The sequence below is a fragment of the Mucilaginibacter mali genome (genome assembly GCF_013283875.1).
Lineage (GTDB): Bacteria > Bacteroidota > Bacteroidia > Sphingobacteriales > Sphingobacteriaceae > Mucilaginibacter > Mucilaginibacter mali.
Window position 1 is genome coordinate 5,644,312 of record NZ_CP054139.1, and the last position, 18,960, is coordinate 5,663,271.

The 18,960-nt window shown below is 47.4% G+C and carries 17 protein-coding genes; 7 read left to right on the forward strand and 10 right to left on the reverse strand.

Translation table 11 applies throughout. From position 1 onward, the window contains the following. Nucleotides 1-5: 5 nt before the first annotated feature. From HQ865_RS24010 to thrA, 6 genes are all read right to left on the reverse strand, one after another. The gene (locus HQ865_RS24010; protein WP_173417341.1) at nucleotides 6-2,732 is read right to left on the reverse strand and encodes a YncE family protein; all 2,727 of its coding nucleotides are present in this window, start codon (nucleotides 2,730-2,732) and stop codon (nucleotides 6-8) included. A 51-nt stretch (nucleotides 2,733-2,783) separates the two neighbouring features. Next, nucleotides 2,784-3,215: an IS200/IS605 family transposase gene (gene tnpA, locus HQ865_RS24015; RefSeq protein ID WP_173417342.1), complete on the reverse strand. Its 432-nt coding sequence runs from the start codon at nucleotides 3,213-3,215 to the stop codon at nucleotides 2,784-2,786. Between the two features lie 175 nt (nucleotides 3,216-3,390). Further along, nucleotides 3,391-3,621, reverse strand: a complete 231-nt coding sequence (locus HQ865_RS24020) for a hypothetical protein (RefSeq protein ID WP_173417343.1) — start codon at nucleotides 3,619-3,621, stop codon at nucleotides 3,391-3,393. Between the two features lie 128 nt (nucleotides 3,622-3,749). Further along, nucleotides 3,750-5,054 (reverse strand): threonine synthase, encoded by a 1,305-nt coding sequence (gene thrC / locus HQ865_RS24025; RefSeq protein ID WP_173417344.1) that lies wholly within the window; start codon nucleotides 5,052-5,054, stop codon nucleotides 3,750-3,752. 178 nt (nucleotides 5,055-5,232) lie between these two features. Continuing rightward, nucleotides 5,233-6,210 carry a homoserine kinase gene (locus tag HQ865_RS24030; RefSeq protein WP_173417345.1) on the reverse strand — a complete coding sequence of 326 codons (978 nt, stop codon included), beginning with the start codon at nucleotides 6,208-6,210 and terminating at the stop codon, nucleotides 5,233-5,235. Nucleotides 6,211-6,395: 185 nt separating this feature from the next. Next, nucleotides 6,396-8,846, reverse strand: a complete 2,451-nt coding sequence (gene thrA, locus HQ865_RS24035; protein WP_173417346.1) for a bifunctional aspartate kinase/homoserine dehydrogenase I — start codon at nucleotides 8,844-8,846, stop codon at nucleotides 6,396-6,398. A gap of 497 nt (nucleotides 8,847-9,343) precedes the next feature. Here thrA and rsgA point away from each other — a divergent pair, with 497 nt between their 5' ends. Together rsgA and dtd are read left to right on the forward strand one after the other, a co-directional pair. Further along, nucleotides 9,344-10,264, forward strand: coding sequence for a ribosome small subunit-dependent GTPase A (gene rsgA, locus HQ865_RS24040; RefSeq protein ID WP_173417347.1), 921 nt, complete (start codon nucleotides 9,344-9,346; stop codon nucleotides 10,262-10,264). Nucleotides 10,265-10,367: 103 nt separating this feature from the next. Further along, nucleotides 10,368-10,826, forward strand: a complete 459-nt coding sequence (gene dtd / locus HQ865_RS24045) for a D-aminoacyl-tRNA deacylase (protein WP_173417348.1) — start codon at nucleotides 10,368-10,370, stop codon at nucleotides 10,824-10,826. Between the two features lie 55 nt (nucleotides 10,827-10,881). On the opposite strand, the gene HQ865_RS24050 is transcribed toward dtd, so the two are convergent. Continuing rightward, on the reverse strand, nucleotides 10,882-11,247 hold the full coding sequence (locus tag HQ865_RS24050; RefSeq protein ID WP_173417349.1) for a GxxExxY protein: 366 nt from the start codon (nucleotides 11,245-11,247) through the stop codon (nucleotides 10,882-10,884). A 225-nt stretch (nucleotides 11,248-11,472) separates the two neighbouring features. Here HQ865_RS24050 and HQ865_RS24055 point away from each other — a divergent pair, with 225 nt between their 5' ends. Together HQ865_RS24055 and HQ865_RS24060 are read left to right on the forward strand one after the other, a co-directional pair. After that, nucleotides 11,473-11,805 carry a nucleotide pyrophosphohydrolase gene (locus tag HQ865_RS24055; protein ID WP_173417350.1) on the forward strand — a complete coding sequence of 111 codons (333 nt, stop codon included), beginning with the start codon at nucleotides 11,473-11,475 and terminating at the stop codon, nucleotides 11,803-11,805. A gap of 1 nt (nucleotide 11,806) precedes the next feature. Continuing rightward, nucleotides 11,807-12,517 carry a DUF4349 domain-containing protein gene (locus HQ865_RS24060; RefSeq protein WP_173417351.1) on the forward strand — a complete coding sequence of 237 codons (711 nt, stop codon included), beginning with the start codon at nucleotides 11,807-11,809 and terminating at the stop codon, nucleotides 12,515-12,517. A 188-nt stretch (nucleotides 12,518-12,705) separates the two neighbouring features. Here HQ865_RS24060 and HQ865_RS24065 read toward each other — a convergent pair whose 3' ends face one another. Beyond that, nucleotides 12,706-13,350, reverse strand: coding sequence for a class I SAM-dependent methyltransferase (locus HQ865_RS24065; RefSeq protein WP_202020426.1), 645 nt, complete (start codon nucleotides 13,348-13,350; stop codon nucleotides 12,706-12,708). 147 nt (nucleotides 13,351-13,497) lie between these two features. Between HQ865_RS24065 and HQ865_RS24070 the strand changes: the two genes are divergently transcribed. From HQ865_RS24070 to HQ865_RS24080, 3 genes are all read left to right on the forward strand, one after another. Further along, nucleotides 13,498-14,691: a glycosyltransferase gene (locus tag HQ865_RS24070; RefSeq protein ID WP_173417352.1), complete on the forward strand. Its 1,194-nt coding sequence runs from the start codon at nucleotides 13,498-13,500 to the stop codon at nucleotides 14,689-14,691. A gap of 255 nt (nucleotides 14,692-14,946) precedes the next feature. Then, nucleotides 14,947-16,491 carry a sulfatase family protein gene (locus HQ865_RS24075; RefSeq protein WP_173417353.1) on the forward strand — a complete coding sequence of 515 codons (1,545 nt, stop codon included), beginning with the start codon at nucleotides 14,947-14,949 and terminating at the stop codon, nucleotides 16,489-16,491. A gap of 75 nt (nucleotides 16,492-16,566) precedes the next feature. Further along, a complete protein-coding gene (locus tag HQ865_RS24080) occupies nucleotides 16,567-17,040 on the forward strand; it encodes a DUF6252 family protein (RefSeq protein ID WP_173417354.1) in 474 nt (157 codons plus the stop codon). Between the two features lie 22 nt (nucleotides 17,041-17,062). Here the strand turns inward: HQ865_RS24080 and HQ865_RS24085 are convergent, their stop codons facing one another. Both HQ865_RS24085 and HQ865_RS24090 read right to left on the reverse strand, forming a co-directional pair. Further along, nucleotides 17,063-17,836, reverse strand: coding sequence for a phosphosulfolactate synthase (locus tag HQ865_RS24085; protein WP_173417355.1), 774 nt, complete (start codon nucleotides 17,834-17,836; stop codon nucleotides 17,063-17,065). Nucleotides 17,837-17,943: 107 nt separating this feature from the next. Beyond that, a complete protein-coding gene (locus tag HQ865_RS24090) occupies nucleotides 17,944-18,933 on the reverse strand; it encodes a hypothetical protein (RefSeq protein ID WP_173417356.1) in 990 nt (329 codons plus the stop codon). Between the last annotated feature and the right edge of the window lie 27 nt (nucleotides 18,934-18,960).

Consider the following 18,960-nt stretch of genomic DNA (forward strand, 5'->3'; position numbering starts at 1 on the left):
TTGATTTAATCGTCGTCATCATCGCCGGTATCATGCCCGGCATATTTTTTAGGGTAGGGCTTTTTACCCTTTACCGAATTCCAGATGATGCGGTTCATCAGGTCATCGTTACCACCATCAATGTGTTTAAACTCGGGGCGCATAGATTGCCGGGCGTAATACAGATCAATACCCTTCAGCATAGATAGCTTGGCGTTCATCTCGTTAAGCGGGACCTGGTTGGCTACATGCGTATACACAAAGCTGTTATCGGGCCGTTGTGTAAAGCAGTTGAACATGGGCAGCGCGGTAGCGTCAACCGAGTTCATTGGCGGGATGCCCAATATCTGTTCGATGGTACGCACAATACAGGTTTGATTATAGTTGGTATGCACGGTTTGCTTCAGCCTGCTGTACGGACTGATCACAAAGCCGGTAGTGCGATAGGCCGATACATGGTCCCAGCCTGCCTGCGAGTCGTCTTCGGTTACAAATATTACGGTGTTTTTCCAAAAGCGGCTTTTGCTAACGGCCTCCACAATGCGGCCAAGGGCCAGATCGTTATCGGCTACCATGGCGCGCGGGGTAGGTAGCCTTGGCGTTGTGCCGCCGGTATGATCGGCGGGCAGGGCCATCACCATCAGTTGCGGTAGTTTATCGCCCGGTTGCTTTTCGTAATCGTTCAGTTCCTTTATAAAGGCCGAGGCGCGGATCTGGTCGTTAATGTCATGATCGTCATAACCCGGGTAGGTGGGCGATAACATGGGGCGCACGCGCGAGATGGTGCTGGTATTATTAAACTCGAGCATTTTGCCGGCCATGTAATCGTTGTAGATAGGCAGCCAGGTGAGGCCTTTTTTAAAGTGAGGGGTGCAAGCCTCGCCATAAATGCGCACGGTTTTGCCGTGGTCGGCGGCGTTATTCCAGATAAAGCCTTTTTTGTCGTACACCAACGCGTCTTCCTGCACGTGCGGGTAACTGCGGAACCATGCCCTAACGTTCTTCTCCAGGTAATCGGTCACCATGGCAGCATCTGTCCACTGGTGGCCCTCGGCCGATGATTTGCCCGATACATAGTAGTTATCCATCAGCAAAAAGTCCTTTACCAACTGGTGCTCGTTAGGGGTTACCTGTTCGCCAAAAATGCAAAGGTCGGGGCTGCCGTTACCAGCCTTTACATCGCCCAAAACCTGGTCGTAGGTGCGATTTTCTTTAATGATATAAATAACATGCTGAAATACCGATGGTTCGCCAATGCGCTCGGGAACGGGCACCGGGGCTACATCTTTACGCGGCATCAGGCGGGCCAGCTCGGCACGGTAGGCCAGATTTAGCTGGTTAACACGTTTGGTATACGTTTCAAGTGTTTTATCATCAGGCAGCGGGATGAACGATACCGTAGCCAATTGCCGGTGGCTGTTAAAAGCGTCGCCATTGGTAGCGGGCAGATCGCTGGGTTTACGCTTCATATCCTTAGCGTTGATCCTGGAACCCTCGCCCTCCAGGTTGGTAACCACCAGCGTGTTGTTTTTAATGATCAAGCCGGCGGGGTAAGCCTCGGTAGGGATAAAGCCTTTTATCATACTGCTACCCGAGCCTTTTGTTGCCGATTTGCCGCTCAACTGAACTACAGCTACCGCGTTATCCAATCCGTTGGAAACGTATAATGTGCGGCCATCATCGCTCAGGGTAATCGCGTTGGGTGTATCGCCTATAAAACCCTTATCGCCTGGGTGCAGGCTCACGTCAATGGTTTCGGCAATTTTATCGTCGGTGGTGTTAATTACCGATATATTATCGCTGTTGCCATTGGCTACATAAATAAAGCGCCCATCGGCCGAAGCGATGACATCATTAGGATGCAAGCCTGTTTCTATTTCTTTAATCACATTGCCCGAATTAGCATCGAACACCGATACCGTGCCGCGGCTTGTAGCCCCGGTTTGCGCATTGGTATAAGCCTTGCCGTAGGGTACACCGGCGGCTTCCGCATTTTTATCGGTAACTTGCGGACCAGCCCAATTGCTCAGGTATATCTTATTGCCCACCTTGGCCATGCCGTAAGGCGCAACGCCCGTGGGCTTAGCCCATGTTAGTTCCTGCTTATCCCAGTTTATTTTTAATAATTGGTTATTGCCGTTCAATACCACATACAGGTAGTTGATGCCGTCCTGTTGCGCCATCAGCACTTTATTGGGCAACGCCAGTGGCGATTCGCCCTCGGGTTTTATGGCGAAAGACTTGCTGAGGCTTAACTTTTGGCCATCCCAGCCGGCTTCCATTACAAACGATTGCTTATTACCCGCGTTGGCCGAACCCCACAAGATCTTCACTTTGCCATCGGCAGTTTTGTAAACTTCAAGGCCAGAGAATGTGCTCATCTGCCCGCGGTATTTGGCATCGGCGGTATATAGCCACCGATCGATCACTTTATGGTCGCTGATGCTTACTACGCTCATGCCATAACGGTCTTCCACAGCAACCAGATCGGTACCGGGGATGGCTTTCAGGTCTAAGCTGTGGTTCTCCTGCGTATCTTCGCCATAGCGTAACACCTCGCCGGCCGGGTCTATAATGCGGTTATAGGGCATCAATACCGGTAAATTGGTTTGGCGCAGGGTACTGTCGTCGTAACTGTTATGCTGGTTAACTTGATCGGCGTTTTTAAGGGCATGTGTGCGGTTAGGCTGATGGCAGGCGGAAAGCGCCAACGCCATAATTATAGCCGGAGCGATAGTTTTATATGAGCTCATTTTTTGGAGATGAAAGATAAAGATAGGGTATCGGGGGGAAATATCAACTATTCAGCTTTTATCCTGTAGGCGTATCCCGGCCTTAATTTCCTTTAACTCATCGGTAAAAGATTTATTTTTATGGTGGATTTGTTGCCTGTAAATATAATTTCGTACAGCTTTCAAATTGGCGGGGCTTACCGAAAACGCGGCAAATCCATCTTGCCATGTAATATACTGATCCGGTATTTCCTTAAAGTGCTCCCATGTATTTCCTTTTATGGTTTTAACCACATCTGCAACCGTTTGATCTGTACGTAACCTGACCAGTAAATGCACATGATCTTCTATTCCGTTGATGCAATCGAGGTATATCTCGTATTCTTTGCTTATCGAATTTGTAACGTTAAATAATTCCTTACGTAGATCGGGGGTTAAAATAGGCTGGCGGTTTTTTGTAGACCAAATAAGATGTACCCATAACGCGGAGTAGCTTTGTGGCATAATTTAGGTTGTGTGATTGGGGTTCGTTGTTTCGTTTTTAATAATTTGTTAGCGATGGGTTTCAAACCCATCGCTACGGTAGGAATAAAAATATGAATTTTAGGCCTTGTAGCATGTATTATAGCGATGGGTTTCAAACCCATCGCTATGTGGATATAGGGTATCGGGGGGAATATCAACTATTCAGCTTACTTTCATACCCATCCTTAACGCACTGGCTGATGAAAGTGCTTAAACCGCTGCCGCGTTCGGCAAGGTGTTTCATCTGTTTGATATTGATGGCCCCGGCGCTGTTATTGGTGTACAGGTAAATATCACCGCCAACAAATTGTACGGTAATGCTGCCGGGGGCCGCCTCATAAGCCGCTACGCCCGAATCGCCTTGTTTATTTGCATAAGGCACCATAACTTATTATACGGAATATCAGCGTGTTGGTTTTAAAAAACTCAAAAAACAACCAGTTCGTTTAAAAATAAAACCGCCCCGAATTAACGGGACGGCTTACGGTTTATGGATTGGTTTAGAGTGCGGGTTTAATTATTTAACAAGTAGCTTTTAAACTCGTTAAAATCGGCTTTTAATGGTGTGGCCAGCCTTGGCTTTTCCTGCAAGGTTTTTACCTGCGCAGGCACTTCTACCGCTTTACCTATTTGCTCCGGGAATACATCCGGGAATTTGCAAGGGTGCGCGGTGGACAGGAATACGCCGGTCACATCATCATCCTGTTTATCCAGCCAGTCGGTTAAGGCCAGCCAGGCAATAGCGGTATGCGGGCAGGCCACGTATTTATACGCGCCAAATATTTTTACAATGGCCTTTACGGTATCCTCATCGTTAAAGCTGTAGCCGGTGATAAGTTTCTTCAGTTCGGCGGTATCATTTTTGAATAGGTCGGCTATGCGCACCCAGTTGCTGGGGCTGCTTACATCCATTGCGTTGCTCAGGGTAGCCACGGTTGGTTTGGGCTGATAAACGCCTGTCTTTAAAAACTCGGGAACGGTATCGTTAGCGTTGGTAGCGGCTATGAACTGCTGCACCGGCAAGCCCATCTTCCAGGCCAATAAGCCTGCGCCGATGTTACCAAAATTACCGCTCGGCACGGCGAATACCACTTTGCTTTTGCCCTGTTTTAACAATTGCGCATACGCATTGAAGTAATAGAATGTTTGCGGAATCAATCGGGCGATATTGATGGAGTTGGCCGATGTTAAACGGAAAGCCTCGTTCAGTTGGGCATCGGTGAAAGCTTGTTTCACCAACGCCTGGCAATCATCAAAAGTGCCGTCAACTTCCAGCGCGCGGATGTTCTGTCCGTTGGTGGTCAATTGCAGTTCCTGGATATCGCTTACTTTACCTTTTGGATAAAGGATGGTAACGCGGGTATTTGGCACGCCTAAAAAGCCCAGCGCCACAGCGCCGCCTGTATCGCCCGAGGTTGCTACCAATACATCCAACTGCTTTTCGCCCGCTTCCAGGAAATAGCCCATTACACGGCTCATAAATCGTGCGCCAAAATCTTTAAACGCCAGCGATGGCCCGTGGAATAATTCCAGCACGTAAACGTTTTCTTCCAGTTCAACTACCGGCGCTTCAAAATTGATGGCATCATCTATCAGGGCTTTCAGATCGGCATCGGGTATAGCGCCGGCCAACATATGTTTGGCTACGGTAAAGGCGATCTCGGGCAGGGTATACTGATCAAGATTAGCTATAAATTCCTGCGGCAGCGGGTTGATGGCTACCGGCATATAAAGCCCCTTATCCTGCGGCATGCTGTTAAAAACAGCTTCCTTAAAGGATACGTTGAGGGCGGTGTTATTGGTACTGTATAGGTTCATTTTTGGTCATTGGTCATTACGCTTCGCTGTCATTATGCTTTGCGTCATTGGGTCATTATTTTTATTGTTATGCTGAAGCCTCACCCTGCCCTCTCCAAAGGAGAGGGTTCTAACGCTTCTTAAATCCTCTCCTTTGGAGAGGATTTAGGTGAGGCCTCCTCATTTGCACATCTGCACATTATATCACCCTCGGCCCGGCATCGTTTATTGTTGATACGTAAGCGTTGGAGTTGATCTTCATTCCGGTTAAATATTGCTGTAATTTATGGGTGATGTTGTGCGCGGTCTGCTCGTCGCGGGTAAAGGCGAATACCGACGGGCCGGATCCGGATATACCGAAACTTACCGCGCCCAGCTCCATGGCTTGTTCGCGCATTTGGTAAAAGCCGGGGATCAGCATGCTGCGTACGGGTTCTACCAATACATCCTTCATACTGCGACCGATCAGGCCGATATCGTTCATGAACAGGCCGCTTACCAAACCGGCCACGTTGCCCCATTGAGTAACCGCGTCCTTCATGTTGATCTTGTTGCGGATGATCTGCCTGGCCTCCCTTGTAGGTACATCCACATCAGGGAAAACGATGGCACACCACAGATCTTTAGGGTGGGGCAGGCGCACTACATCCAGCGGTTCGTAACTGCGGATAAGCACAAATCCACCCATCAGCGCCGGGGCTACGTTATCGGCATGGCCGTGCCCGCAGGCCATTTCCTCGCCTTTCATGGCAAAGGGTAATAGCTGGGCTACGTCGCGCTGATCATCCAGTAAAGTTTTGGCGGCGAACAAGCCCGCTACCGTACTGGCCGAGCTGCTGCCCAAACCACTGCCGATCGGCATTTTTTTATGCAGTTCGATATCCAAACCCAGATCGGTGCGGCCAATGCTTTCCAGGTAATGGCGCACGCTAACGCTCACGGTATTTTTAGCCGGATCCATAGGCAGGCGACCGTTATCGCCGGTGATCTTGCTGATGCTGATGCCCGGTTTATCGGTAACACGCATCACCACTTCATCGCCTGGGGCGTTCACCGCAAAACCCAGCACATCGAAGCCGCAAACCACGTTGGCAACAGTGGCTGGCGCGAAGATTTGTATAGAAGTTCCGGGCTTCGCTGTTTCAGTTTGGGTTAGTTCTTGTAGTTGAGTATCCATTTTGTTTTTTTCAAGCTGTCATTGCGAGGTACGAAGCAATCGCGAAGCGGCAGAGCCAAATCTGCATAGTTCGCGGTTGCCGCGTCGCCCCATCGCCTCAAGCCTCCCTCCGCTCCTCGCAATGACATATTTTGTTTAATTTCTTCATTTGCACATCTGCATATACGCACATCTGCACATTCTCCCTAATTCGCTCCCACATTTATCAGATCGGCGAACACGCCGGCGGCGGTAACCTCGGCACCAGCACCGGGGCCTTTTACTACCATGGGGCGTTCTTTGTACCTGTCGGTGTTAAAGGCAATGATGTTATCGCTGCCGCTCATGGTGTAGAAAGGGTGCTCGGCATCTACCATTTGCAGGCTGATGCTGGCTTTACCATTTTCCAGTTTGCCAATGTAGCGTAATACTTTATTACCACTCTCGGCCTCGTTCTTCAGGTTATCGAAGAAGGCGTTCTCGCTTTTCAGTGTAGCGTAAAAATCTTCAACAGTAGCCGCGTCCAGACTGGCTTGCGGCAGGATGTTGTCTATCTGCACATCTTCGGCTTCCATTTTATAACCGGCATCGCGGGCAAGGATCAGCATTTTGCGCATAAAATCGGTGCCCCGCAGGTCGTCGCGCGGATCGGGTTCGGTATAGCCTTTTTCCTGCGCCAGTTTTACCACATCGTGAAAGTTGGCATCGCCCTTAAAGTTGTTAAAGATGAAAGATATGGTGCCCGACAGGATGGCCTCTATCCTTTGCAAGCGGTCGCCGCTGCCCATCAGGTCTTTCAGCGTGCGGATGATCGGCAGACCGGCACCCACGTTGGTCTCGTAAAAGAAATCGACCCCGTGCAAACGCGCCGCATCATGAAAAGCCTTGTACTGGCTGTATTTACCCGAGTTGCCTATCTTGTTGCAGGTAACTACCGATATGTTCGACTTGAAGATCTCCTCGTAAAAAGCGATCGGCAGCGGACTGGCAGTATTATCTACAAACACGCAGTTGGGCAGGTTCATACTCTTCATGCGGGCCACAAAGCCGGCAAGGTCGGCTTGCTCGCCTTTGGCCTGCAGTGTGCTCTCCCAGGTATCCAGATCGAAACCATCGGTATCGAAACTCATTTTACGGGTATTGCTGATTCCGGCTATCTTTACCTGTATACCATTATTCTCTTCTAAAAATCCTTTATGCTGGTTCAACTGGTTGAACAGCGTTTTGCCGATGTTGCCGGTACCCAAACAGAAAGCGTGCAGGGTTTTATTTAACTGACTGAAGAAAGCATCGTGCACAGCATTCAGCGCTTTGGCTAAATCGCTGCCGCTGATGATCACCGAGATATTATATTCTGATGATCCCTGCGCAATGGCCCTTACGTTAACACCGTTACGGCCCAGCGCATGGAATAACTTGCCCGACATGCCGGGGGTTTGCTTCATATTTTCGCCCACAATGGCCAGTATAGAAAGTTCTTCTTCTATCACCGGGTGTTCCAGTTTCCTGGCTGCTAATTCCAATTCAAACTCCTGCTCTATCAGGGCTTTGGCTTTCTCCGCGTCATCAGGCTGAACGGCAAAGGTGATGCTATGTTCGGACGATGACTGGGTGATCAGGATCACGTTGATCTGCTCGCGGGCCAGTAGCGAGAACAACCTGCCGCTAAAGCCGGCCTTGCCAACCATGCCACTGCCCTCTAAATTAATGATACTGATCCTGTTTACCGACGAGATGCCTTTGATGGCCAAATTAGAAGCCTTGCAATCGTGACGGATCACGGTCCCCTCGAAAGTGGTATCGAAGGTATTTTTTATCACTATAGGGATCTTCTTCAAAAAAGCCGGGATCATGGTAGGCGGGTAGATCACCTTGGCACCGAAGTAGGATAATTCCATGGCCTCGGTATAGGTCAGCTCCGGTAGCGAGAAGGCTTTTTTCACCATGCGCGGATCGGCGGTCATCATGCCGTTCACATCGGTCCATATCTCTATGGATGACGCATTAAGTACCGAACCGAATATGGCCGCGGTGTAATCGCTGCCACCGCGGCCCAGGGTTGTAACCTGTCCGGCATCGTTACTTGAAATGAAACCGGTAACGAATAATATTTTATCGTGGTTGGCCAGGTACAGATCTTTGATCAGCATACCGGTCAACTCCATATTTACTTTGGCTTGTCCATGGGCGCTGTCGGTCTTTACCACTTCGGTAGCATCAACAAACAGGCAGCCATCAAAATACTGCATGGCAATGCGGCTAACCAACAGGGTGCTGCAACGTTCGCCATAACTCAGGATCAGGTCGCGGGTCTTGGCGGTAAGTTCGCGCAGGGTAAGTACGCCCTGCAGCAGGTCTTCCAGTTGGTTAAAATACAGTTTAAGGCGGGTGAATACCGGGTTTTGCTGCTGCACATCCAGTAGTTCTTTTACAACGGCAAAATGGCGTGCTTCCAGTTCGGCCAGGTGAGCGGTAAACTCTTTACCGCTGGCGGCATTTTCAGCCATTTCTACCAGCAGGTTGGTAACCCCGCTCATGGCCGATAGTACCACTACCGGGCTGCCCTGGCTACGGTCCTCAGTTTTCAGTATATCGATAACTGTGCTGATGCTTTTGGCGCTGCCTACCGATGTTCCGCCGAATTTTAAAACTTTCATTATTAGCGTTATTCAATTGTGATGTAAACAAAAACGCCTTCCTCTTTTCTGGAGGAAGGCGTTTTTGTGTTTCTGTATCTGTTTGCACCAAACGATTATCTTCCTCCAAGGTTTATCCCGGTGGTAATAATAATGGTTGTTATGGTGTTGTTGATTGTCATTTTTTTAATTACGACAAATTAAGTAGATTAATATTAAAGTTGCAAGAAAAAACAATAATATTTTTTCAGATGGCAAAATAACAGACTAAACAGGATTAATATTTTATTATGCATGCATAATTCGGAATAATATTTTGAATTATGTTTTATGATGATTTAACCACAAAGGTCACAAAGAAAGGATGCACAAAGTTCACAAAGGCAAAATCATGAATTTATAAACGGCAAAAAAACTTAGTGCCCTTTGCGAAAAAACCTTTGTGTACTTTGTGGTTAAATAGCCACAAACAAATTTCTGAATGCTTTTCTGTACCTAATGCTTAATTTTACCCCCTTATGCAGGGACTCATCATAAAATCTACCGGAAGCTGGTACCAGGTGCAAACACCCGATGGTAAGCGCTACGAGGCGCGCATTAAGGGCAAGTTCCGCATTAAGGGCTTAACTACCACCAACCCCATTGCCGTGGGCGACCAGGTTGATTTTGAGTTTGAACCCGGCAGCGATAACGCCGTGATCAACAACCTGCACCCGCGCAAAAATTATATCATCCGCAAGTCCATCAACCTGTCTAAACAGGCGCAGATCATAGCTGCCAACCTCGATCAGGCTTTTCTGGTAGTTACGCTGGCTTCGCCCCGCACCTCGCTGGGTTTTATCGACAGGTTCCTGGTTACTGCCGAAGCTTACGATATCCCCGCGGTACTGATCTACAACAAACTCGACCTGTTTAGCGATGAGGGCCTGGAGATCCTGGCCGAACACAAAAGCATTTACGAAAACATCGGCTATCCATGCTACGAGGTATCGGCGCTGGTAGGGACCAATATCAACCAGGTAAAGGAATTGATCAAAGATAAAACCACGTTATTTTCTGGTCATTCAGGCGTTGGTAAATCCAGCTTGATCAACGCCCTGTTGCCCGACCTGTCCCTGCGCACCGGCGAGGTATCCGACTGGAGCGATAAGGGCATGCACACCACCACTTTTGCCGAGATGCACCAGTTGCCCGAGGGCGGGTTTATTGTGGACACACCCGGGATTCGCGAACTGGGCGTGATCGATATTGAACAAGGCGAACTCAGCCACTTCTTTCCCGAAATGCGCGAGCGGCTGAACCAGTGCCGCTTTAACAACTGCCGACACGTGAACGAGCCCGGCTGCGCCATCATTGCCGCGGTTGAGGAAGGCGAGATGGAGCTATCGCGTTATGAAAGCTACCTGAGCATTTACCACGGGCACGATACGAGGGCGTAGGGAGAGAAACCAGATAATAGAATCAAGATATAAGACATTGTGATTGGCTTGTTCGAAAATCTTATCTTGGCTCCTGAATCTCACATCTTGAATCTATTTTCGCATGCGTGCAGTACTACAACGTGTTTCTTCGGCTTCGTGCACGGTGGATGGCAATATCACCGGGCAAATTGGCATGGGTTTTTTGGTTTTATTGGGCATTGAAGATGCCGATACCCCCGACGACCTGCAATGGCTTGCCCAAAAGATAACCAACATGCGGGTTTTTGGCGATGAGCAGGGACTGATGAACAAGGCCCTAGCCGATGTTGGCGGCGATATCTTGCTTATCTCACAATTTACCCTATTCGCGCAGACTAAAAAAGGCAACAGACCATCCTTTATCCGCGCGGCAAGGCCCGATAAGGCCATCCCTATGTACAAGCAAATGATAAAAGCATTGGGCGAGCTTATCGGCAAACCCATAGCCACTGGCATTTTTGGCGCGGATATGAAGATCAGTTTGGTAAATGATGGCCCGGTAACCATTGTGATGGATACCCGCGATAAGGAGAATCATTAATAAGGAAATTTTTTATAGTACGAATTGAAAAGAATTTAGGAGGATTTCACGAATTTTAGAATACTACACGCTGAAATTCCATTGAGGGCGTGCCGAAATTCACAACCAAGCCAAGGCGGACACCGGACGCTTTCAGGTAATTTAATGTTTGTTTGATGTAAGGTTCACCTATATATCCAGCATTCTTTATTTCAAGAATTATATTATTATATACTATAAAATCAGCTATAAAGAGGTGCTTTAATATTTGCTCTTTATAGGTTATTGTAAAAGGCTTCTCGCGCTGAAATGGAATATCGAGGCGTGTCAACTCCAACTCCAGGGCATCTTTATAAACAACCTCTTTAAATCCGTGCCCCAATACTTTATGTACTTCAAAGCAAGCTCCAATAATTTTATACGATTCGTCCTTAAATAGCATATGGATATTGTGATGGTTTAAATTATTTGTGTACCGAATTTATAACAAATCAATAAAAATTCGCAATCAAATAATCCTAAAAATTCGTGAAATCCTCCTAAATTCTTTTCAATTCGTGCTATATAATTCCTCACAATATTTTATAAACTAAATCGTTAGTTATTCATTGGTGTACATAATTTTTATCTTGGCATTTCATTTATAAAGTTTAGTGCATTATCAATCATGACCATTCAGCAAGCCCAGCAACTGGTAGATAACTGGATAAAAACTACCGGTATCCGCTATTTTAACGAACTGACCAATACTGCCATCCTGATGGAGGAGGTAGGTGAAGTGGCCCGTATTATGGCCCGGCAATATGGCGAGCAATCGTTCAAAAAATCGGATACCGAGGTTAACCTGGCCGATGAAATGGCCGATGTGCTTTTTGTGCTGATCTGCCTGGCCAACCAAACCGGTATTGATCTGACCCAGGCGCTGGAAAAGAACCTGGAAAAGAAAAGCATCCGCGATGCCGACCGCCACCGTGATAATGAGAAACTAAAACCTAAATGATATGAAAAAGCTGTTCCTTATCCCTTGCCTGTGTCTTACATTGTTGTCGTGCGGGCACCATGCCGAACGTCCATCAGCTGTAAGGATCGTCGACGTTTCATTAGCACGCCCACCATCAGATGAAGCCCGGAAACCGGTATCACCATCAGACACGGCAAGAAAGCTGGTAAAGGACGGCGATATCAAGTTTGAAACAGCAGATATACAGCAAACCCGCAAGCAAATTATAACATCACTCCAAAAAGTGGGTGGTTATGTATATGAAGAAAACGAACATAATAACAGTGATGAAAACCGGAAGGAATACATACTGCGCACCCGTATCCCGGCTAAAAGTTTCGAAACTTTTTTGGATAACGCGTCGGCTACAGCCATACAGGTAGATAGTAAAAACATCAGCATTCGCGATGTAACTACGCAGTATATAGACATGGCAACAAGGCTGCGCAATAAACTGTTGCTGGAAACGCGCTACCGCGACCTGTTAACCAAGGCTACCCGCATGAGCGATATTTTGCAGGTAGAAGGTAAACTGGATACCATCCGCAGTGATATCGAATCGGAACAGGGGCAGCTTAACTATTTAAATCGCCAGGTTGCATACAGCACTTTGCTCATTACTTTCTACACCAAAAATAAAGTGCAGGCTAACAACAGCGACACGGTGGCTTATCAGTTAAAAAAATCACTTGGGCAGGGCTGGATATGCTGAAGGATATTTTTTACGGGCTGATCAGTATATGGCCCCTGCTGATGATCTTTACCATATTGATCATCTTATTTAAACGCTGGCGCAAGCGCCGCAAAGGGGTTTAGGCATAAAATAAAACGCCATTGCGATTAATTGCAATGGCTTTTTATTTTAAAACAATCTCTTTTGGAAAGGGCTGGATGAGGTGGTTATTTAACCGCTTCCAGCTTAACGCAAAGATCAAAGCGTTTGCGATTTTCTACCAGTTTAAACATTGGGTCTTCCGAATCGTTAAACTCAATTTCGCGGATGGTTTTAAAACCAGCTTTTTGCAGTTCGCTAATGGTGGCTTCCTTATCCCAAAGCCACAGGTGGTTCAGGTAGCCGTAGGCCAGCTTTGATACCGCCTTTAGGTTGCGGGGGCGTTCTTCCATGGCCATCAATGTTCTTTTAATAAAACGGATAGATGCTTCAGCGTCGCCTTTTGCCTTATCGGCAATATAATCGTCAACCAACACTTTTAGGTCGGGCATGATCAGCCTGAACCTACCGCCGGGCTTCAGCATTTTATAGCTGTTAGCAACAGCCTTACGGAAATCAGCCAGCGACATGTGCTCCAGCACGTGCGAGCAGTAAACGCCGTCGGCACTGTTGTCGGCTATGCCGGGCAGGCCTTCGGTAACATCGCCGTACTTCACGTTTTTATCAAATACTTGTCCAAGCGCATTCTTCATCACCCAGCCCAGCACCGGGGTTTTTTGGATACGAAGGGTGGGCGAAACATCGAAGTTTCTCCATTCGGGCGGAGCGCATTGGCCGCAGCCATAATGTACGTACAGTTTTTTGTCTTCCATTGCTTTATTTAAAGGGGTATTTACTGTGAATATAATAAATAATCCAAATTTGCTACAGTTTTTATATCAATATTCATGGGCAAAACGTATAAGTAAAAATATTATTGCCGATTTTTATAGCGGCCATAATTAATTATAGATAGATACATGATGACCAACAGGAATATACTATGCCTTAGCAGCACCGAATGGGGCGGCAATTACATAAAAGCTACTGTTGAATTGATGAAGGAGCTGTCTACACAAAACAAGCTGCTTTTTGTAAACAGCCCCTATACTATGAAGGACCTGTACGATGGCATCCGCGGCCGCAAACAGGTAGAACTGGCCCGCGCGTTCGGTTTGAAAAGCCGCATCGATACCATTATACTACCCAATGGCGGCACGGTGCATTTGTTTACCCCGCCGCCATCTATCACCATAAACTTTTTACCCCCGGGCTTTATCTACCAAACCCTGTTACGGTTTAACGGTTGGAATTTGCGTGTAACCGCATCCCGGGCGCTCAGAAAGCTGAAGATGAACGACCGCCTGATCAACTTTGTGGCCTTTAACCAGGGCATGGGCGTAACTACCGGTCGCCGTTTTGGCGAGCATACGCTCATTTATCATTGTTATGATGAGATCCGCGGAGCGCACCCATGGCTGCAAAAACATGGTATAGCGCTCGAAGAGCGTTTTATGAAAATGGCCGACGGCGTTATTGTAACATCAAAGGGGCTATACGAAGCGAAGAAAGACCATTGCCGTGTTTGTTATGTAGTGAAAAACGCCGTAAATATCGACCTGTTCAGCAAAGGGTTCCATACCGAAATTGAGCAGAAAAAGGTTGTGGGTTATGTAGGCACCATAGACGAGCGGCTGGATTACGACCTGCTGGTGAACCTGGCCGATAAAATGCCCGATACGCAATTTGTATTTGTAGGTCGCGTTACTACCGATTTTAACGAAGAGAAGGAACTATCCGAATGCCCTAATGTTACACTTACCGGCGCTAAATTGCCTGATGAATTGCCGGGTTACCTCAAAACATTTTCAGCAGGTATTATCCCTTTTGTAAAAAGCGATTTTACTAAGGGCATCTACCCCATGAAGATTAACGAGTACCTGGCCGCAGGCTTACCGGTGATCAGTACCGATTTTAGCAACCTGGATGATTTTGAAGGCATTATCCAAATTACCGGCGATAAGCACGAATTTTTGCAGCACCTGCAAACCGAACTGGCTACCGATACCCCCGAAAGGCGCGAAGGCCGTCTGGCTGTAGCTAAACAAAACACCTGGACGGTAAGGGCGGGGGAGTTGTCGGATGCGATTGAGAAGATAGAAGCGGGCTTATAAACCGCGTTACTACGAGGCATGCGGCAATCTCTAAAAACCTCACCTAAATCCTCTCCAAAGGAGAGGGCTTAAAAATTTTTAGAACCTTCTCCAGACGAGAGGGCAGGGTGAGGCTCTTAGAGAGATTGATTCGCATCGCGCGATGACGTAACGGTCTCCAATGCCAGTATCATTTAATAATTAGCCAATATCCCCCTGCCAAAGCCCGGCTAATTATCTTTATTTGCGTCATAACCAATTGTTTCTATCCCCCTTATGAAAAAAATATCATTACCCGTACTGGCGTTGCTGTTTTCGTTCAGCAGTGTTTTGGCTCAGGCCATTAAGCCGCTCGAAAAGCCCAATATTATCTACATCCTTACCGACGATCTGGGTATTGGTGATGTAAGCTTTTACAATAAAACCAAAGGTAAGCTAAGTACACCAAATATCGACAGGCTGGCACACGAGGGTATGGCTTTTAACGATGTACATTCATCATCGGCCGTGTGCACGCCGTCGCGCTATAGCATCCTCACAGGGCGCTATGCCTGGCGAAGCCGTTTAAAAAGCGGGGTGTTGAGCGGGTATGATAAACCACTGATCGATTCGGACAGGTACACCGTGGGTAAATTGTTGCAGCAAAACGGCTATACCACGGCCTGCATCGGTAAGTGGCATCTGGGTTTGGGCTGGTCGGTTACCACACCCGGCGCTAAACCGGTGATAGATTATACCAAAAACATCAGCAACGGGCCAACTACTTTAGGCTTCGATTATTTTTATGGGATAGCCGCTTCGCTAGACATGCCACCCTTTATATTTATTGAGAATAACCATACCGTAGGCCTGCCAACCGCCACCAAAAAATGGGTGCGCGAAGGCCCCGCCGGCGAAGATTTTGAAGCTGTAAATTGTGTGCCTGCATTGGTCGACAAGGCATCGGCCTATATAAAAGATAAAGCGGCAAAAAAGCAGGCCTTCTTTTTATACTTCACCCTGCCATCGCCCCATACGCCTATCGTACCATCTGATAAGTTTAAAGGCAAAAGCGGCATTACCGAATACGGCGACTACGTGATGGAAACCGACTGGGCAGTAGGCGAGATCTTAAAAGCGGTGGATGAGGGTAAGATAGCCAAAAACACACTCATTATGTTTACCAGCGATAACGGCTTTGCCCCTTATGTACTTAAAACCATGAATGTGGAGGCGCTGGGGCATTACCCGAGTATCGATTATCGTGGTTATAAGTCGGATATTTGGGAGGGGGGGCACCGTATCCCTTACATTGTGCGCTGGCCCGGCCATGTTGCTGCGGGTAGCCATTGCGATAAAACGGTTTGCCTTGGCGATTTTATGGCGACTACCGCTGCCATCCTGCATCAAAAACTGCCCGATGCCGCCGGGGTCGACAGTTATAGTATCTTGCCTTACTTAAGCGGTAACCAAAGCAAAGATATCCGCGAGGCTACGGTGCACCATTCCATCGATGGTAATTTCGCCATACGCCAGGGTAAATGGAAGCTGGAACTGTGCGCCGGTTCGGGCGGGTGGGAGTTACCTAAAAACCCAGAGGCGCTGAAGAACGGCATGCCGCCGGTACAACTGTATGATATGGAAACCGATGTTAAGGAAGAACACAATGTGCAGGATAAGCACCCGGATGTTGTGAAACACCTCATAACACTGCTGCAGCAATATGTAGATAATGGCCGTAGCACCCCCGGGAAACCTCAAAAGAATGATGGAGCTATTGATATCTGGATGAAGAGTAAAAATGTAGCCGCGCCTGCGGGAGCGGAGAAGGCGGGGGATTAATTTATTCCCAGGCTGTAAAATATAGAAAGATGTGCTACCTTGGGTAGTACATCTTTTTTGTTTTATCATTACATCATGAAAAACCTTATCCTATTATTACTTTGTTTTATCGCTTTACTATTTAACTCTTGCAAGAAAGATGCTGATTTAGAAACTTACTTAACGTATAAAGTTGATGGCGTAGCAAAAACTACTAATCGGCTATTTGCAGAGCTAATTAATGGGTCTTCAAATTCACAAATTATAGGCGTTAAAGATGCCGAGCAGGTTACATTAAAAATTGCTGGTGCAAAAACTGGAACTTATCAACTGCCAGACAATGCCAGTATTAACAAATTTGGATATGCTGCTGATTTAACTGGCGATGGTTTTTATGGCGCCATTACAGGCTCGGTTACCATTACGGTGGTAACAAAAACATACATTAGCGGCACTTTTCAATTTACAGGGAAAAGCATCAATACCGGTCTAATTAAAACAATTACCGAGGGCAGATTTACATGCAAATTTAATAATGCTCTGCTTCCGGCTACTAAAACAGAACTATAAGAAACGGAGATTGCCCCTGCAACTACACCTCTTTCGGCGCGCTCAAAAAATGATCGAAAGTATCGCTGCGCAAGCCTAAACGGATGGTCTCCAGCGGGATCATATCCGCGGGGGCAATGTTGCCCAGGTTTACGTTGGCGCCTAACAGCTTGATGAACCAAACTTGTTGTGGTTTTTGCGGTGCTTCCCAAATAATGGCTTCCCCGGGTATTTGGGTCAGTATCTCATCTACCAAACCCTGGCGCACCTCGCCCGAATCGCGGTAGATACCCACGTTGCCGCTTTCACGGGCCTCGGCAATCACCTTCCAGCTACCTGCCTCCAGTTCGGCCTTCATCAGTTGGATCCATTTGTAAGGCGCGAAGATTTTCTGCACATCCTTAGATCCTACTTCCGATATCACCGTCACCTGGTCCTTCAGCTGGCGGATATATTCGCATTTTACGTCGTGCGGGATAGTGATGGACCCATCGGATACTTCGGCATGTTGCAAGCCGTATTTATCCAGCAGGCGGCGGTAATCATCAAACTGGTTGCGCACAATAAATGCCTCGAACAGGGTGCCGCCAAAATAAACCGGGATGCCGGCATCCTTATACAACTTTAGCTTGGCATCAAGGTTTGGGGTAACGTATGATGTAGCCCAGCCCAGTTTTACAATATCGGTATTGGCGCCGGCTGTCTCGATCAGGTCTTCCACCCCGCGCAGGCTAAGGCCTTTATCCATTACCATGGTGAGGCCGTTATTACGGGGCTTTATGCTGCGTTCAGGTAAATCGTTAATGTTATAATTCATGGTTATAGCTTATAACTTTATGTTTTAACGATGCGAAGATAAATAAATTATCGGGAATGCAACAGGTAGCGCACCCGATAATATTTATCCTTTACAAAAGCAAATGCTTAAGCCGGCAGGGCTATCTCACCGGCCGGTATAAAATCCCCATCGGCGTTAAGCAGGAAACTCATCGGCTTCTCGGGGTTTTTGATGATCTCTAAAAGTAGATAGCCCCATTTCTTCCAAAAATTTTCCAGCACCTGCCCGTAGGTTTTATTTTGCCAGTGATCAAACAAAGGCTTGCTGTTCATACCGCGCAGGGGGACGGCTTCAATGTGTAGCTCATCGCCAATAGGCAACTGGTCATATTCGGGCATGCGGTTAAAGAGGTAGGCCGAGTAAAAAATTTTCGCGCAAATCTCCTCAAACTGGATGGGGTGCAGGGTTTGCCCGGCTATTTTATCCAATAACTCCTGGTGATAGCGGCCATTGGTACCATTATCCTGCAGGCAAATGATCAGGCCCATATCGCGCAGGCGGATGGAGAAGGTGAGGGTGTTGATCTCGTCGCGGTACACAAATTCATCGGGCGCATTATCAACCTTAAACAAAAACAGGCTGTAAGGCTTAAAGCCATCAAAATGAATAGGCTTGTTGATGCTTTGAAGCATGAGCAGCAGGTGGCTGAATTTATGGATGATAGATTGCGAGATGTTAAACGCTTCGCCCTGGGCATGCTGCAGTTTTATACCGGCCTGCATCTCGTTAAATATCATGCCGTATATCAGTTTGCCCGCCCATTGGAAGAGTTTTAGTTCATCCAGTTGTTTTACGGCGTTGTAACCTTTATCAAAAGCGACGGCTATCTCGTCCTCCAGCGGTACAAAAAAGTGGTTGTTGATCCCGGTGGAGCAGGGGACTTTCAGATCTTTATAAGTTGTGATACTTTCATCAAGCAGTTTAAAAGGCTTTTCTTCCAGCGCGTAGCGGGTCATCAGCCATTGGGGGAAAACCTGGATGCGTTCTTCATCCGGATTGACAGTCTCGCCGGTTAAAAAGCAAATACGGTTGCTAAAGTTAAAAGCATCAAAGGGGTTATAAATTTGTACCGCCATAGGCCGCAAAGATAAGCATTGAAGTAT

Excerpts from the sequence above, each read along its gene's own strand:
- HQ865_RS24070 (WP_173417352.1), top strand. The coding sequence starts at position 13,498 with ATGATGACCAACAGGAATATACTATGCCTTAGCAGCACCGAATGGGGC.
- HQ865_RS24085 (WP_173417355.1), bottom strand. The coding sequence starts at position 17,836 with ATGAATTATAACATTAACGATTTACCTGAACGCAGCATAAAGCCCCGT.
- HQ865_RS24060 (WP_173417351.1), top strand. The coding sequence starts at position 11,807 with ATGAAAAAGCTGTTCCTTATCCCTTGCCTGTGTCTTACATTGTTGTCG.
- dtd (WP_173417348.1), top strand. The coding sequence starts at position 10,368 with ATGCGTGCAGTACTACAACGTGTTTCTTCGGCTTCGTGCACGGTGGAT.
- HQ865_RS24050 (WP_173417349.1), bottom strand. The coding sequence starts at position 11,247 with ATGCTATTTAAGGACGAATCGTATAAAATTATTGGAGCTTGCTTTGAA.
- rsgA (WP_173417347.1), top strand. The coding sequence starts at position 9,344 with ATGCAGGGACTCATCATAAAATCTACCGGAAGCTGGTACCAGGTGCAA.
- HQ865_RS24065 (WP_202020426.1), bottom strand. The coding sequence starts at position 13,350 with ATGGAAGACAAAAAACTGTACGTACATTATGGCTGCGGCCAATGCGCT.
- HQ865_RS24090 (WP_173417356.1), bottom strand. The coding sequence starts at position 18,933 with ATGGCGGTACAAATTTATAACCCCTTTGATGCTTTTAACTTTAGCAAC.
- HQ865_RS24080 (WP_173417354.1), top strand. The coding sequence starts at position 16,567 with ATGAAAAACCTTATCCTATTATTACTTTGTTTTATCGCTTTACTATTT.
- HQ865_RS24010 (WP_173417341.1), bottom strand. The coding sequence starts at position 2,732 with ATGAGCTCATATAAAACTATCGCTCCGGCTATAATTATGGCGTTGGCG.
- thrA (WP_173417346.1), bottom strand. The coding sequence starts at position 8,846 with ATGAAAGTTTTAAAATTCGGCGGAACATCGGTAGGCAGCGCCAAAAGC.
- tnpA (WP_173417342.1), bottom strand. The coding sequence starts at position 3,215 with ATGCCACAAAGCTACTCCGCGTTATGGGTACATCTTATTTGGTCTACA.
- HQ865_RS24055 (WP_173417350.1), top strand. The coding sequence starts at position 11,473 with ATGACCATTCAGCAAGCCCAGCAACTGGTAGATAACTGGATAAAAACT.
- thrC (WP_173417344.1), bottom strand. The coding sequence starts at position 5,054 with ATGAACCTATACAGTACCAATAACACCGCCCTCAACGTATCCTTTAAG.
- HQ865_RS24020 (WP_173417343.1), bottom strand. The coding sequence starts at position 3,621 with ATGGTGCCTTATGCAAATAAACAAGGCGATTCGGGCGTAGCGGCTTAT.
- HQ865_RS24030 (WP_173417345.1), bottom strand. The coding sequence starts at position 6,210 with ATGGATACTCAACTACAAGAACTAACCCAAACTGAAACAGCGAAGCCC.
- HQ865_RS24075 (WP_173417353.1), top strand. The coding sequence starts at position 14,947 with ATGAAAAAAATATCATTACCCGTACTGGCGTTGCTGTTTTCGTTCAGC.